This window comes from Rhizobium sp. BR 250 (assembly GCF_047445855.1).
Taxonomy (GTDB): Bacteria; Pseudomonadota; Alphaproteobacteria; order Rhizobiales; family Rhizobiaceae; genus Agrobacterium; species Agrobacterium tumefaciens_I.
Genome location: NZ_JARWKW010000001.1, coordinates 345,077 through 358,277, shown reverse-complemented (window position 1 = coordinate 358,277; position 13,201 = coordinate 345,077). Strand labels below are relative to the sequence as shown.

The window sequence follows — 13,201 nt, the reverse complement described above, 5'->3', positions numbered from 1 at the left end:
CTCTCCGGAGATGGAATGAGGATTATCGTTTGTAGGTGGGCTTGATGAAGGGCAGGGCGGCGACGGTGACGGGCAGGTATTTGCCGCGCACTTCCGCGAAGATCGCCGTACCGGGAGCAGCGTGGGAAACAGGCACATAACCCATGGCGACCGGACCTTCGACCGAGGGGCCGAAACCGCCGGAGGTCACTTCACCGATTTCCGTCTTGCCTTCGGCATCCGCGAAAAGCTTCGAATGGCCGCGCACTGGTGCCTTGCCTTCTGGCTTCAGGCCGACACGGCGGCGCGATGTGCCATCCTTGAGTTCGCGCAGAACGCGTTCCGCCCCCGGAAAGCCGCCCTCGCGATCGCCACCGGCGCGGCGCGCCTTCTGGATCGCCCATTCGAGCGAGGCTTCGATGGGGGAGGTCGTGGTGTCGATATCGTTGCCATAAAGACAAAGACCGGCTTCGAGGCGAAGGCTGTCGCGTGCGCCAAGCCCGATGGCTTCGCAATCGGGATGTTCGAGCAGGGCCCTGGCGATCTCTTCCGCCTTCTCGGCCGGCACGGAGATTTCAAAACCGTCTTCGCCGGAATAACCGGAGCGGGAGACAATACAGGGCACATCATGCAGCGGCACTTCCTGCACGTCCATGAACTTCATTTCGGAAACGCCGGTCCACAGCTCGGCCAGCACCTCTTCGGCACGCGGTCCCTGCAGCGCGATCAGGGCGCGGTCATCGAGAAGGGTGATCTCGCAAGCGTCTGAAAGATGCGCCTTCATATGGGCGACATCGGCATCCTTGCAGGCGGCGTTGACGACGACGAAAAGATGGTCGCCTCGATTGGTGATCATCAAATCGTCAAGGATGCCACCATTTTCGTCGGTGAAGAAACCGTAGCGCTGACGACCTTCCTTGAGGCCAAGAATGTCAACCGGAACCAGCTTCTCAAGCGCAAGTGCGGCATCTTCATTCTTGCCGGACTTCGCCTTCACGATCACCTGACCCATATGGGACACGTCGAACAGACCGGCGGAGTTGCGTGTCTGAAGATGTTCCTTCAGCACACCGGCCGGATATTGCACCGGCATGTCGTAACCGGCAAACGGCACCATGCGGGCGCCAAGCGAAAGATGCAGGGAATGCAGCGGCGTGATTTGAAGCTCGGCGGTATCGTCCAAGGACGCCTCCAGGGTTGCGCGAAAGATCGCGCGGGCTCAGGTCATGGCGCAAAAGCGCCGGTTCAAGAGCCCCCTCTGTCCTCGTCGCCTGAGATTGTTATCCCTTCGGCGAGCCGTCCTTTGAAAAGGTGGCTTCTCTCCAGAGTTCCGTCGTCATCGCTGGTCCTTTTGCCTGAGAGTTTCCGGGGCGGTTGCTCCTTCGGCACCGCAGTGAAGCGGCTTCTCCCAACGATGATGCGACGCTCATTATCTGCGAAGACCTGCTGTTGGCAAGGACCAAATGACGCATATGAGCAGATTTTTGCTCCATCTGCGCCATGGTGAATCCCGAGCGCTAGCGAGGTTGCTTCCATACACCCTCGGGCTTGTTCCGGGGAAATGAGGATCGAGAGGTATCGTCAGTCGGATTTTTTCTCTGGAAGACCCTTGTGTTTCGTCGAAGCGAAATCATCAAGTTCCTTTTCTGTCATGGACTTCTCCATGTTTTTTGAAGCACCTTTTAAACTGGATTTCTTCATCTCACCACGTTTGGCCGCCAGTGCAGCACCGGCGGCTTTCTGCTGGGCTTTCGATTTGGCTGGCATGTCGAATCTCCCTTGAAACGGTGGTTCCAGCGGGACAATGCCGCCTTCCGCCGATTGTTCCCTTGCAACTATCAAGCCTGCGGCAAAATTCCCCTTTGAAATCGGCAGGAAAGCGGGGTATCGCATGAGGCCATGGACGCAAATCGAAACAGACGGGTGACGGGACTGGAGAAGATGCTTCGCATTTTCTGCGCGACCCTGATGTTGTCGCTCGGTTTTGCCCACAAGCCGGCGCTCGCCACCACCCCGGACGTTGTCCTTGATGAGAGCTACCGGCTGCCGGATGGCACTTTTGCCGAGATCTGCCTCGGCCACGCCAATGGGGAGGGTACCGCCCACACCAAGGACGGCCCGGCCCATTCGAGCGATGCCATCCTCTTTTGCGAGGCGTGCCTGCTGGCCTCGTCCATTCTTCTGCCGATGCCCGATACGAAAAGCTGGCTGAAGACCGAATTCGCCTGGCTCGACAATCGCCTGTCCGCTGAATGGAGCTTCCGCTCGGTCCTGACGATCCAGAAACCCGCCGCGCGCGGCCCGCCATCCCTGTCCGTCTGACTTTCGTTTACGGTATCAACGCCGCCTGCGGGCGGCACGGAGCGGCTGCACGGGCCCAGGGGCCGCAGTCACGGGGACAAGCAAATGAAAACCACCAAGATCATCACCTGCACTCTCTTCGTCGCCTCGGTTTCGACCGCACAGGTCTTCGCCCACGCCACCTTCGTTGACGGCACGGCCGAACAGGACAGCACGGTGGTCGCCGCACTTCAGGTGCCGCATGGCTGCGATGGCGGGCTCGCCACCACGGAAGTGCAGATCAAGCTGCCGGAAGGCTTCATTTCCGCCAAGCCGCAGCCCAAGGCCGGCTGGGAGCTGGAAGTCATCAAGGGCGACTACCAGAAGGCGTATAAGAACCACGGCAAAGACGTCAAAAGCGGGCCGGTCGAAATCCGCTGGAAGGGCGGCAACCTGCCGGACGAATTTTACGACACCTTCGCCGTGCAGGGCAAAATTTCCGGCATCGAAGCAGGGCAGGAGCTGCCTTTCAAGGTTACACAGCTGTGCGGCGACAAGGGCAAGGTATCCTGGGATGAGGTCGCCGCCGCCGGCGTTGATCCGCATTCGCTGAAAAGCCCGGCGCCAACGATCAAGGTCGCTGCCAAGGCACATGCGGGCGGGCATGATCATTCAAGCATGAGCATGGATATGGATGTCGTGAAGGCCGGCAGCCTCGAAGTTTCGGGCGGCGCGACCAAGGCCATGCTGCCGGGCCAGCCCGTGGGCGGCGGTTATGTGACGATCAAGAATACCGGTTCCAGCGACGACAAGCTGATTGGCGTCGAATCCTCCGCCGCTGGCCGTGCCGAAATCCATGAGATGGCCATGGTCAACGACGTCATGAAGATGCGCAAACTGGATGAGGGTATCGTCATTCCCGCCGGCCAGACGGTGGAGCTGAAGCCCGGCGGCCTGCACATGATGTTCTTCGAAGTAAAGAAGCCCTTTGCCGAGGGCGACAAGGTGCCGGTGACGCTGATCTTCGAAAAGGCCGGCAAGGTCGAGATCGTGCTCTCTGCGGGCGCAGCCAAGGGCGGCAGCGACCATCAGCATAATTGATCGACGAAAAGCGGCTACCGGAACGCATCACAAATCCGGTAGCCGCAAGATTTTCGATATATTGTATTTGTTTTTCAGCGCCGTGATGGAAAAGGGGACGATGGCGCCACCATCGTGATTTTCCGGAACTCGGTCAAAAATATCTAGAAAACCAAGCTGACACCAAGCTGAACGCGAACGCCCGAACGACAGGGTGAAGAAACGAGAAACGAAATTAAAATATCTACATATCAATTTGATCTGTAAGATTATTTTTAGATTTCGATGTCGAGTTGTTTTCCTCGTAGGCCTCCACGGCCTGCTCCAGTGTCGCCTGCGGTTCGTTGCGCTGGCTGGCAACGGTGAGGAAATAGAGCGTCAGGGCCGGTGGCTTGATCACGGTCATCATGCCGCGAAGCTGGAAGTCATCCCCACGTTCGGCGTTGCGCGCCAATTCGTGAATGGCATCTTCGACCTCGCTCTTGCGCGGAACGCGCTGCGACGGCTTCACGGCTTCCAGCGCATAGGCTGCCGTATTCGCAGAAACGGAAAGAACCTGTGTCATTCAACCCCCGGCAATCTTCGCCGACCCTTAAAACGACAGATTAGCATTCAGGCCTTGTTGGAAGGCTAAATCGCGGGCATGCAATTTAATCATATTTTAACGACCAAAACGGCCGGCCAAAGGGGTTTCGCCAGCGGTTCCCATGGTCTAGAAATGCCTCGGACTGCCCGGTCCGGCAATTTCCCCGGAGACACATCCCCATGATCAATATCGCTCTTGTCGCCACAGGCGGCGCAATCGGTTCCGTGTTCCGCTATCTGGTCGGCGTCTGGAGCATGCGATTGGCTGGGCCGAATTTTCCCTGGGGAACGCTCGCGGTGAATGTGGTGGGGTCTTTCCTGATCGGCCTGCTGGTCGAGCTTGTCGCAAGGCGGTTGAACGCGTCAATGGAGATGCGCCTGTTTCTCGTCACCGGCGTGCTCGGTGGTTTCACCACCTTTTCATCCTTCTCGCTCGATGCAGTGGCGCTTTTCGAGCGCGGTGCGCTTGGCCTTTCGGCCTTTTACGTTCTTGCAAGTCTTGTGGTTTCCATCGCCGCGGTTTTTGTCGGGCTGGCCTTGGGCCGCAACTTGTTCTAAAGGCTTGATCCAAACGGCGCGCCGAAGAACAGAGCGCGCGATCAAATACAGAGAGACTGGAAATTTCATGGCAGGTATCGAGCATATCAAGGTCGAGGCCGACGAGGCCGGTATGCGCCTCGATCGCTGGTTCAAGATTCACTATCCGGGACTTGGTTTCGGGCAGTTGCAGAAGCTGCTGCGCTCCGGCCAGGTGCGTGTGGATGGCGGCCGGGTGAAGACGGATGCACGGGTGCAGCCGGGACAGATGGTGCGCGTACCGCCGGTCGATTCCGATATGAAGACCAAAACCGGTCCGATCGGCTCGAAGGATCTCAAACATTCCGAAGACGGCGAGCTTCTGGCGCGCATGCTGCTGCATGAGGACGACAAGGTCTTCGTGTTCAACAAGCCGGCCGGCATTGCCGTGCAGGGCGGTTCCGGCGTCAACCGTCACATTGACGGGCTGCTGGAGGCCTGGACCAACCAGAAGGGCGAAAAGCCGCGTCTGGTGCATCGCCTCGACCGGGATACGTCGGGCGTGCTGGTGGTTGCCCGCACCCGGGGTGCCGCGCAGAAATTGACGGCGGCCTTCCGCGAACGCGATACCAAGAAGACCTATTGGGCTCTGGTCAAGGGCGTGCCACGCAAACATCAGGACAAGATTTCCACCTGGCTGGTCAAGGAACAGACGATGGATGGCGACCGCATGCGCATCGCCAAGCACGGCGAGGAGGGGGCCGATCACGCCGTTTCCTATTATCGCGTCATCGATACCGCCGCGCAGAACCTCGCCTGGCTGGAAATGGAACCCTATACCGGCCGCACCCACCAGCTTCGCGTGCATGCGCTGCATATGGGCCATCCGATCATCGGCGATCCGAAATATTATATCGACGACCCGAACTGGGATTTCCCGGGTGGTATCCAGAAGCGCCTGCACCTGCATGCGCGCCATATCGACATACCGCATCCCAACGGCGGACGGCTTCGTGTCAGCGCGCCCTTGCCGCCGCACATGGTGCAGACTTGGAACCTGCTCGGTCTCGACGTGGCCGATGGCGATAGGGAAGACTGACAGCCGATGAAACTCGTCCTTTTCGATTGCGACGGCACTCTGGTCGATAGCGCCGGCCTGATCCATGCCGTCATGTCCGATACCTTCGCCTATTTCGGAAAGCCACGACCTGATATTGCGCAGACCAAGGCGATCATCGGACTGACGCTCGATATCGCCATCGCCCGCATGCTCGGCAAGACACATGTGGATGACGAGGCGCAGGCGATGACGCAGCGTTACCGGGAGGTTTACCACCCCATACGCGAGCGTCCCGAGATGACGACGCCGCTCTTCGACGGCATCGCCACGCTGATCGATACGTTATCGAAACGGGATGACGTGCTGATCGGCGCAGTCACCGGCAAGGGTCGGCGCGGGCTTACCCAAATTCTCGAAAGCCACGGCTTTGCCGAGCACTTCATCGTTTCGCGCACGGCGGATGATTGCCCCTCCAAGCCGCACCCGGCCATGGTGATGGAATGCTGCCATGAAACCGGCATGGTTCCGGCCGATACTATCGTCATCGGTGACGCGATCTATGACATGCAGATGGCCAAGGCTGCCGGCGCAAAAGCCATCGGCGTCGCCTGGGGTTACGCCTCGGTCGATGAACTCTGGAAGGCAGGCGCCGACGCGGTTGTCAGCCATCCGCGGGAAATCCCGGCCTATGTTCCGGCCGATACTTCCGAATGACCCTTTCTATCCGACTGATGAGGATGTGCCATGCGTGATCTCCTGAACGACCTTTCGGAAGGCCTCAGCCATCCCGATCCGATCCTGCGCGCGCAAATCCAGATGCAGAAGCCCTTGCCGAAACGGTTCTACAAGGATGTGACCGTCGCCGAGGCGGAGGAGGGCGGTTTTACCATCCTGCTCGACGGCAAGCCGCTGCGCACCCCCGCCAAGAAGCCGCTGGTCGTGCCGACACAGGCGCTTGCCAACCTGCTTCGCGATGAGTGGGATGCACAGAAGGAAGTGGTGAACCCGGTGGTCATGCCCGTATCTCGGCACGTGAACACCGCCATCGACGGCGTTGCCAATGACACGCAGGCGGTTTTCGAGGATATTCTCCGTTTTTCCTCCTCCGATCTCCTGTGCTACCGCGCTGGCGATCCGGAGGCGCTGGTTGCGCGGCAGACGGACCATTGGGATCCGGTGCTGGACTGGACCGCCAATGTGCTCGGCGCCCGCTTCATCCTCGTCGAAGGTGTCATGCATCGCGACCAGCCGCGTGAGGCGATTGCCGCCTTCGCGGTTACGCTGAAGAAATACGATACGCCGATTGCGCTCGCCGCGCTTCACACCATGACGTCTCTGACCGGCTCCGCCATTCTGGCGCTGGCATTGGCGGAAGGCGAGCTGACGCTGGAAGAGGCCTGGGCGCTCGCCCACCTGGACGAGGACTGGACCGCCGAGCAATGGGGTGAGGACGAAGAAGCGCTGGAACGCCGCGCTGTCAGGCTCATCGACATGCGTGCAGCACTCCATGTTCTGGAGTCACTGAAGAGCGCCTCTTAACGCTTTTCTAACCCTGATCGTCGAATATGCGGCTACCTCACGTTAGGGGAGCCGCTGATCATGACCACCATGCTGAAACGCCTTGGCATTCTTGTGCTGGCGTGTTTCACGCTCATGTCTTTCAGGCTGGAACCGGAAGCGACGAATGCCGACCGGCTGCTTTACGATGTGCGCGGCGCATTTGTCGCCGCACGCCCGGATGTCGCGCCGGCACTGATGCAGTCCATCCATGCGCAGGTGCAGAATGCGATCAAGACGACCGCGCGTGGCGAGACCAGACCGCGCGTGGTGCTGACCATCCGTCTCGCATCTGTCACACGTGGTCCCTTCCTGTTCGGGGAGAGGGCATCCGCAAAGGTCATCGTTCGTGCCGCCGCCGTGGCGACAGGCGAGGTGATCGCCGAAGCCAAATTCACCGCGACCGTCGTCAGCTTCGACAATCAATCGATCGAACAGGAACTCGCCTATGGCGTCGCCGAACGGGTGATCCGCGAGTTCAGGCTCAGCCGGCCCGGCCCGACCACGCTTGCGACGGCATTGTTTCCGTAAGCAACAGGGAATGCGGGAGCGCGACATCCATCCATCCCTATTTATCTTGTAAATCGCACGCTCTGAAAATTGCATCTCGATGCAGTGGAATTCACATACATTGCGTATCTGAATTGACATACGCTACGTACGTCACTATCTCGCATACGTAACGTATGTCAAATGACGTCCGAAGCTAGCAAGCATGCTTCGCCCGTCCACTGCCACTCAGCCATAAAGAGAGATGCGAAATGACTGAACGCGAAGCAATTTTCCCGGCCAACAGGCACGCGCTTTACGAAGAACACGGCTATTCGGCCGCCATTCGATCCGGTGACCTTCTTTTCGTCTCCGGCCAGGTCGGCAGCCGTGCCGATGGAACGCCGGAACCCGATTTTGAACAGCAGGTCCGGCTGGCCTTTGAAAATCTCAAGGCGACACTTGCAGCCGCAGGGTGCACCTTCGACGACATCGTTGATGTAACGACGTTCCATACGGACCCGGAAAACCAGTTCGGAACGATCATGACCGTCAAGCAGGAGATTTTCAGCAAATCGCCTTATCCGAACTGGACCGCCATCGGCGTCAACTGGCTCGCCGGTTTCGATTTCGAGATCAAGGTCATCGCCCGCATCCCGTGATGCTGGATCAAGACGGAAACGGCGGCGCTGACAAGGCGCCGCCGGCCTGTTTCTCCATCCTCAGCCAAGCCGCTCGGCGTGCCACTTCAGATGGTCATCCATGAAGGTGGAGATGAAATAATAGGAGTGGTCGTAGCGATCGTGCATGCGCAGCGTCAGGCCGATATCCGTGCCCTTGATCGCCTCTTCGAACAGCCATGGGCGCAGGCCTTTTTCAAGGAAACTATCGGCCTTGCCCTGATCGATCAGGAATTCGGGGAACCGTGCGCCATCCTCGACCAGCGAGCAGGCGTCGTATTGGCGCCATGCGGCCCGATCCGCACCAAGATATTTCTCCAGCGCCGGTTCCGACCAGTCAGCGGAAGAGGGGGCGACGATCGGCGCGAAGGCGGAGCAGCTCTTGAAGCGCTCGGGGTTCTTCAGCGCGATCGTCATCGCACCATGGCCACCCATCGAATGGCCGAAAATGGCCTGACGGCTCATATCCGCGCGGAAATGCTGGCCGACGAGGGCAGGCAGCTCTTCCGTCACATAGCTGTACATCCGGTAGTGCTCCGACCACGGCTCCTCGGTAGCGTCGAGATAAAAACCGGCGCCCTTGCCCATCTGCCAGTTGGTCAGCTCATCCGGCACGTCGTTGCCGCGCGGGCTGGTGTCCGGGCAGACGACGATCAAGCCCAATTCTGATGCCATGCGGCGATATTCGCCCTTTTCCATGACATTGGCATGGGTGCAGGTGAGGCCAGAGAGATACCAGACAACCGGGCAGGGCTCATGGATCGCCTTCGGCGGCACATAGACCGCAAAGGTCATCTCGCTTTTGAGCGTTTCGGATTGGTGCGAAAATACGCCCTGCATGCCGCCAAAGGCCGTATTCTGCGAAATGATGTTCATGAAGCCATTCCCTTAAGAAAAATTCCGGTTCAGCCGGCGAGCGAGACTGCGGCATTGACCGCCGCTGCCACCAGAACCGTGTTGAAGAAAAAAGAAACGATGGAGTGAAGCAATGTGACCTTGCGCATGGCGGTGGTGGTTATCCCCACATCCGATGTCTGCGCCGTCATGCCGATCACCACAGCGAAATAGAGGAAGTCGTAACCGCAGGGCTCCTTCGTCGCGGGAAACTCCATGCCGCCGCGATGCAAGGGCTTGCCGTCCACCATGGCCGGCCGCCAGTAAAGATGGGCATAATGCAGGGCAGTCATGGTGTGGATCGTCAGCCAGCCGAAGATCACCGAGGCGAAGGCGATGAGCAGCGTCCAGATCGTCTCGCCCGTGTGGTTGAGCGCCTGAAACAGCGACACCACGGCAACACCGACCGCAAGCAACGTTACGGCGATGATGGCGATTGCCGGCAGATCGTCGCTATCGGCATAGGCCTTCAGATGCTGTGCCGTCAGCTGTGGCAGGCGAAACGCAACCAGCGTCAGATACGTCAGGAAAAACAAAACGGCCGCGATCTCGATTGCCAGGGAGGGCGCAAAGGCAAGCGCCAGCGCAAGACCAAGGGCACCGGCGAGAAATGCGAGGACGAAAGGCCGATGGCGGCGATAGGCATTGCCCCTGCGGCTGGCCGGCTTCCTGGGACTGGTTGGGCTTTTCGGATTGGCCGGGGTCATGGGCTGCGCCTTTCTGCTTGCGGTATCACTTTTTGACACGGCGACAAAAACGGTCAAGCGTCTCCAGAAAGGCAGAGCGGTCGCGCGGTGAAAATGCAGCGTTATATCCCTTGCTTTCACCGGTTTCGCGCAGATGGGCGCCAAGATCACGCATCGCCGTCGCCATCCCGATATTCGACTGATCAAAGACGCGACCCGTCGGTCCCGTGACCAGCGCACCCTTGGCGACACAGCGGCCGGCGAGCGGCACATCGGCGGTGATGACGATATCGTTCTCACCGGCATGATCGGCAATCCAGTCATCCGCCGCATCGAAACCGGCGGATACTATGACGTTTTTCACCATAGGATCGCGCGACGGGCGCAGACCAGAATTGGCAACGAAGGTCACTTCCAGCCCATGCCGCTCCGCCACCTTGAGAATTTCCGGCTTCACGGGGCAGGCATCGGCATCGACATAGATTTGTGGGTTTTGCGGCATGAGCACTCTTTTGGGATAATTCCTGCCAAGCTTCTAAGCGCAAACGCCGCAATTACCAAGCCCGTCAGCGCTGAAATAGCGGCTCGACGTCGCGCAGGAGGATGCTTGCGACGATCGCGAAAACCGTCTATGTTCACTTTATGTTCTTGATCGTGGAGAGGGTCAATGTTGGAGGAGTTTATCGTGCAAGCCAAGTCTGCAACATATGTCGGCGGCGGCGATAAATCTGCGACCCCCACGCGTCAGGGATCGCACGATCTCGGTTATCGCGACGGAGACTGGCATTATATCGACAGCTATTTCGGGGGAACCGATTTCATCGGCCAGGAGGTCGTCTGGCACCAGGGAACCGCGGTGTGGGCGATGAGTTATTACGGCCGTATTCTCAGGCCTGATATGATCGACGGCACGACGGCCGGCATGGTCATTCAGCGGTCGCTTTCCACGCTTTATCGGGAAGGCCGCTTTCTCGGCGGCTTTACCCACCCGGTGGAGAATCTGATCTATGTCGATACGAATGCTGGTGAATTCGAGTCCTTCACCGGTGTCGAGCGCATCTACCGGGGACATGTCGAAACGTACCGACTTGACTATCATGGCGGGATCATAAAGCCATGAGACGTGCGGTGACTGGGGCGATGATGTTTTCACCGCCCCATCACAGGTTTCGGATCAGCCGGGCTGCTTCGTCTTGCGCAGATAGGGAAGAACCGTGTCGTAGGAACCAAAACGGGCAATCGCGTCTTCGTTGGAGACGGCGGCGGTGATGATGACATCCTCGCCCTGTTTCCAGTTGGCGGGCGTCGCCACCTGATGTTTGGAGGTGAGCTGGATGGAATCGATGGCGCGAAGAATTTCCTCGAAATTGCGGCCGGTGGTCATCGGGTAGGTGAGGACCAGCTTGATTTTCTTGTCCGGACCGATGACGAAGACCGAGCGCACGGTGGCGTTATCGGCAGGCGTGCGGCCTTCGGAACTCTCGCCCGCACCCGCCGGCAGCATGTCATAGAGCTTGGCAACTTTCAGGTCCTTGTCGCCGATCAGCGGGTAGTCGACATTGAAGCCGGTCGCGGTGCGGATATCGTTCTTCCATTTTTCATGGCTTTCGACCGGATCGACCGAAATGCCGATGATCTTGACGCCACGCTTTTCGAATTCCGGCTGCAGGCCGCCCATGGCACCCAGTTCCGTCGTGCAGACCGGCGTGAAATTTTTCGGATGCGAAAACAGCACCGCCCAGCCGTCGCCGATCCAGTCGTGAAAATGCACCGGGCCATGGGTGGTCTCTGCGGTGAAGTCGGGGGCAATATCGTTGATACGCAGGCTCATAGTGTGCTTTCTCCCTGATGATTTGAACTGAAAATCTGATGGTTCTCGGCAATCTGTGTCCGGCGGATGAGCTTAAAGTTTTTGCCTGAAATGGCCAGAGCTTTTCACCACCTGTCGATGACGTCGCCGGGCAGGGGCTGTCTATTCGATCTGAGTTTCAAGGGTTTCCGCCATGGTACCATAGAGCTGAGCGGAGGCTTCATTCTTCTCCGCAGCGTATTTGGCGCTGACCTGCCTTGCAGCGTCAGCTGCGATACGAAACGCATCGATCCGCACCTGGGGCTCAAGCTCAGCCTCGCCACCAATATCGCCGTTGCTGAACCTACCCGCCCGATATCCGTCACCAAGATCGACGACACCGATATCAGGAAGGCCGTTTTTCATTTTACCGAGGAAAGCTGCCCCGGCGCGACCGCCATCCCGGCGACGGAGCATGCCGATGCCGGACGCCTTTCCGTCGATACAGGCACCTGTCCAGAAGGCCGGTCCCTCGGTCATCGAGGCCGGCAGGACGAATGCACATTGGCTCGCCGGATCCTTCAACCAATGGTGATCCTTCGACCCGGCGCTAGCTGCTTCCGTTGAGGCGGACATCGCCGCGATGACCACCCATGCGATGTAAGAAGCGCTTTTCATTCCGCTGAATACCCTCGTTAGACGGCGCGATTTTTTTACCATTCCTCTTCGTTCCGCAAGCCTGATGAATGGAAAAAGGTCTATTCCATTGACTGGCTGAACCGCATCGATGCGGCAAGGCGAGGGCCTGAACATGCAGACCCCCGCGCTACCCTTAGAGGCCGGTCGTCGCGGGTTTCCAGAACCGCTCCCGATCAAGCCCGTCGCGGCACTCGATCACGATCCGTGTGCCGTTCCTGAGACGCCGCCGCAAAAGGTCGGATTGCGCCCGTATCTGGCCGCCATCATGAAGCTTCTGCAGCAGCGAGCGTGAAAGCCCCAGTTCGGAAGCCAGCAGGCGATCGAGGCGTATGCCGGCCGAAAACGGAACCGTCAGATCGATCTCGGCCGCGGCCCAGTCGGGAGGTTCGACCCGTATCTTTTTCTCGATATCGAACTCCGGAAACTCATCGATACGCTGCGACTTGCGTCTCAACGCCTCGAGGTTGAAGGTCTCGGCTCTTATCCATTGCGGATCGTTGGACTGCAGCGCCTCCAGAACGGCAGGGCTTATGTCGCGAACATTCTGCCGCTCGAAGATTGGCCGGTTCCAGCTTTTGTCACAGGTCAGGCATCTGTAGATGAGCCAGGCATCGAGTTTGCGGCCATTGGCATTGAGCCGGATCTTGCCGCTGGCCTGAAATGCCCTCAGCTCACCGCATCCGTTACAGGCAAGCCAGGGCTGGGGCGCCACTCGTGGCGTGATGGTCCATTGGACCCGAAGTAAATTGCACATAGCGTCTTGGTCTTCCGTCTGGAAGTCCACCAAGATGGTGCAGGAGAAACCCTTGCGGGAACGGCATGGCGATGTTCTGGGTGGTGAAGAGCTGAGACAGCGGCGCTGCACAGGGCACATTTGACGATGCCAAACCGGTCTCTTGCCACCACC

Annotated in this window: 18 protein-coding genes and 1 riboswitch; of the genes, 9 read left to right on the top strand and 9 right to left on the bottom strand. The window is 59.0% G+C overall.

The genetic code is table 11. The annotated features are described in order from the left end of the window. Positions 1 to 22: 22 nt before the first annotated feature. Positions 23 to 1,162, bottom strand: a complete 1,140-nt coding sequence (gene gcvT, locus QD336_RS01795; RefSeq protein WP_499169049.1) for a glycine cleavage system aminomethyltransferase GcvT — start codon at positions 1,160 to 1,162, stop codon at positions 23 to 25. Between the two features lie 150 nt (positions 1,163 to 1,312). Beyond that, a riboswitch (glycine riboswitch) is annotated at positions 1,313 to 1,400 on the bottom strand. Between the two features lie 160 nt (positions 1,401 to 1,560). Continuing rightward, entirely contained in the window at positions 1,561 to 1,746 is a 186-nt protein-coding gene (locus tag QD336_RS01790; protein WP_499169047.1) for a DUF3008 family protein, read from the bottom strand. Between the two features lie 132 nt (positions 1,747 to 1,878). On the opposite strand from QD336_RS01790, the gene QD336_RS01785 reads away from it, so the two are divergent. Further along, positions 1,879 to 2,301 carry a hypothetical protein gene (locus tag QD336_RS01785; protein WP_499169045.1) on the top strand — a complete coding sequence of 141 codons (423 nt, stop codon included), beginning with the start codon at positions 1,879 to 1,881 and terminating at the stop codon, positions 2,299 to 2,301. An 84-nt stretch (positions 2,302 to 2,385) separates the two neighbouring features. Continuing rightward, complete coding sequence (locus QD336_RS01780; RefSeq protein ID WP_269347664.1) at positions 2,386 to 3,360, top strand: copper chaperone PCu(A)C domain-containing protein; 975 nt, start codon at positions 2,386 to 2,388, stop codon at positions 3,358 to 3,360. 223 nt (positions 3,361 to 3,583) lie between these two features. On the opposite strand, the gene QD336_RS01775 is transcribed toward QD336_RS01780, so the two are convergent. After that, positions 3,584 to 3,904 (bottom strand): hypothetical protein, encoded by a 321-nt coding sequence (locus QD336_RS01775; protein ID WP_269347663.1) that lies wholly within the window; start codon positions 3,902 to 3,904, stop codon positions 3,584 to 3,586. A gap of 200 nt (positions 3,905 to 4,104) precedes the next feature. Here QD336_RS01775 and crcB point away from each other — a divergent pair, with 200 nt between their 5' ends. The 6 genes from crcB (at position 4,105) to QD336_RS01745 (ending at position 8,208) form a co-directional block, all read left to right on the top strand. Next, positions 4,105 to 4,482 (top strand): fluoride efflux transporter CrcB, encoded by a 378-nt coding sequence (gene crcB / locus QD336_RS01770; protein WP_269347662.1) that lies wholly within the window; start codon positions 4,105 to 4,107, stop codon positions 4,480 to 4,482. 67 nt (positions 4,483 to 4,549) lie between these two features. After that, the gene (locus QD336_RS01765; protein ID WP_269347661.1) at positions 4,550 to 5,539 is read left to right on the top strand and encodes an RluA family pseudouridine synthase; all 990 of its coding nucleotides are present in this window, start codon (positions 4,550 to 4,552) and stop codon (positions 5,537 to 5,539) included. A 6-nt stretch (positions 5,540 to 5,545) separates the two neighbouring features. Further along, positions 5,546 to 6,214, top strand: coding sequence for an HAD family hydrolase (locus tag QD336_RS01760; protein ID WP_499169042.1), 669 nt, complete (start codon positions 5,546 to 5,548; stop codon positions 6,212 to 6,214). 30 nt (positions 6,215 to 6,244) lie between these two features. After that, complete coding sequence (locus tag QD336_RS01755) at positions 6,245 to 7,039, top strand: ATP12 family chaperone protein (RefSeq protein ID WP_269347659.1); 795 nt, start codon at positions 6,245 to 6,247, stop codon at positions 7,037 to 7,039. Between the two features lie 60 nt (positions 7,040 to 7,099). Beyond that, positions 7,100 to 7,588, top strand: a complete 489-nt coding sequence (locus tag QD336_RS01750) for a hypothetical protein (RefSeq protein ID WP_269347658.1) — start codon at positions 7,100 to 7,102, stop codon at positions 7,586 to 7,588. 230 nt (positions 7,589 to 7,818) lie between these two features. Then, complete coding sequence (locus QD336_RS01745; RefSeq protein ID WP_006315324.1) at positions 7,819 to 8,208, top strand: RidA family protein; 390 nt, start codon at positions 7,819 to 7,821, stop codon at positions 8,206 to 8,208. Positions 8,209 to 8,268: 60 nt separating this feature from the next. Here QD336_RS01745 and fghA read toward each other — a convergent pair whose 3' ends face one another. The 3 genes from fghA to QD336_RS01730 are packed head-to-tail and all read right to left on the bottom strand — an operon-like array spanning position 8,269 to position 10,308. Continuing rightward, positions 8,269 to 9,102 (bottom strand): S-formylglutathione hydrolase, encoded by an 834-nt coding sequence (gene fghA, locus QD336_RS01740; RefSeq protein WP_269347657.1) that lies wholly within the window; start codon positions 9,100 to 9,102, stop codon positions 8,269 to 8,271. Positions 9,103 to 9,131: 29 nt separating this feature from the next. After that, entirely contained in the window at positions 9,132 to 9,827 is a 696-nt protein-coding gene (locus tag QD336_RS01735) for a DUF1345 domain-containing protein (RefSeq protein WP_269347656.1), read from the bottom strand. 25 nt (positions 9,828 to 9,852) lie between these two features. After that, positions 9,853 to 10,308, bottom strand: a complete 456-nt coding sequence (locus QD336_RS01730; RefSeq protein ID WP_003502698.1) for a YaiI/YqxD family protein — start codon at positions 10,306 to 10,308, stop codon at positions 9,853 to 9,855. A 165-nt stretch (positions 10,309 to 10,473) separates the two neighbouring features. On the opposite strand from QD336_RS01730, the gene QD336_RS01725 reads away from it, so the two are divergent. Further along, on the top strand, positions 10,474 to 10,926 hold the full coding sequence (locus QD336_RS01725) for a DUF5680 domain-containing protein (RefSeq protein ID WP_269347654.1): 453 nt from the start codon (positions 10,474 to 10,476) through the stop codon (positions 10,924 to 10,926). 54 nt (positions 10,927 to 10,980) lie between these two features. Here the strand turns inward: QD336_RS01725 and QD336_RS01720 are convergent, their stop codons facing one another. The 3 genes from QD336_RS01720 to QD336_RS01710 form a co-directional block, all read right to left on the bottom strand. After that, complete coding sequence (locus QD336_RS01720) at positions 10,981 to 11,637, bottom strand: peroxiredoxin (protein ID WP_269347652.1); 657 nt, start codon at positions 11,635 to 11,637, stop codon at positions 10,981 to 10,983. A gap of 141 nt (positions 11,638 to 11,778) precedes the next feature. Further along, positions 11,779 to 12,315 (bottom strand): hypothetical protein, encoded by a 537-nt coding sequence (locus QD336_RS01715; protein ID WP_442864993.1) that lies wholly within the window; start codon positions 12,313 to 12,315, stop codon positions 11,779 to 11,781. A 112-nt stretch (positions 12,316 to 12,427) separates the two neighbouring features. Further along, entirely contained in the window at positions 12,428 to 13,048 is a 621-nt protein-coding gene (locus tag QD336_RS01710; protein WP_269347651.1) for a DUF1062 domain-containing protein, read from the bottom strand. Positions 13,049 to 13,201 lie beyond the last annotated feature (153 nt).

Coding starts and splice junctions, on each gene's coding strand:
- QD336_RS01790 (WP_499169047.1), bottom strand. CDS start 1,746: ATGCCAGCCAAATCGAAAGCCCAGCAGAAAGCCGCCGGTGCTGCACTG.
- QD336_RS01785 (WP_499169045.1), top strand. CDS start 1,879: ATGGACGCAAATCGAAACAGACGGGTGACGGGACTGGAGAAGATGCTT.
- QD336_RS01780 (WP_269347664.1), top strand. CDS start 2,386: ATGAAAACCACCAAGATCATCACCTGCACTCTCTTCGTCGCCTCGGTT.
- QD336_RS01775 (WP_269347663.1), bottom strand. CDS start 3,904: ATGACACAGGTTCTTTCCGTTTCTGCGAATACGGCAGCCTATGCGCTG.
- crcB (WP_269347662.1), top strand. CDS start 4,105: ATGATCAATATCGCTCTTGTCGCCACAGGCGGCGCAATCGGTTCCGTG.
- QD336_RS01765 (WP_269347661.1), top strand. CDS start 4,550: ATGGCAGGTATCGAGCATATCAAGGTCGAGGCCGACGAGGCCGGTATG.
- QD336_RS01760 (WP_499169042.1), top strand. CDS start 5,546: ATGAAACTCGTCCTTTTCGATTGCGACGGCACTCTGGTCGATAGCGCC.
- QD336_RS01755 (WP_269347659.1), top strand. CDS start 6,245: ATGCGTGATCTCCTGAACGACCTTTCGGAAGGCCTCAGCCATCCCGAT.
- QD336_RS01750 (WP_269347658.1), top strand. CDS start 7,100: ATGACCACCATGCTGAAACGCCTTGGCATTCTTGTGCTGGCGTGTTTC.
- QD336_RS01745 (WP_006315324.1), top strand. CDS start 7,819: ATGACTGAACGCGAAGCAATTTTCCCGGCCAACAGGCACGCGCTTTAC.
- fghA (WP_269347657.1), bottom strand. CDS start 9,102: ATGAACATCATTTCGCAGAATACGGCCTTTGGCGGCATGCAGGGCGTA.
- QD336_RS01735 (WP_269347656.1), bottom strand. CDS start 9,827: ATGACCCCGGCCAATCCGAAAAGCCCAACCAGTCCCAGGAAGCCGGCC.
- QD336_RS01730 (WP_003502698.1), bottom strand. CDS start 10,308: ATGCCGCAAAACCCACAAATCTATGTCGATGCCGATGCCTGCCCCGTG.
- QD336_RS01725 (WP_269347654.1), top strand. CDS start 10,474: ATGTTGGAGGAGTTTATCGTGCAAGCCAAGTCTGCAACATATGTCGGC.
- QD336_RS01720 (WP_269347652.1), bottom strand. CDS start 11,637: ATGAGCCTGCGTATCAACGATATTGCCCCCGACTTCACCGCAGAGACC.
- QD336_RS01715 (WP_442864993.1), bottom strand. CDS start 12,315: ATGGTAAAAAAATCGCGCCGTCTAACGAGGGTATTCAGCGGAATGAAA.
- QD336_RS01710 (WP_269347651.1), bottom strand. CDS start 13,048: ATGTGCAATTTACTTCGGGTCCAATGGACCATCACGCCACGAGTGGCG.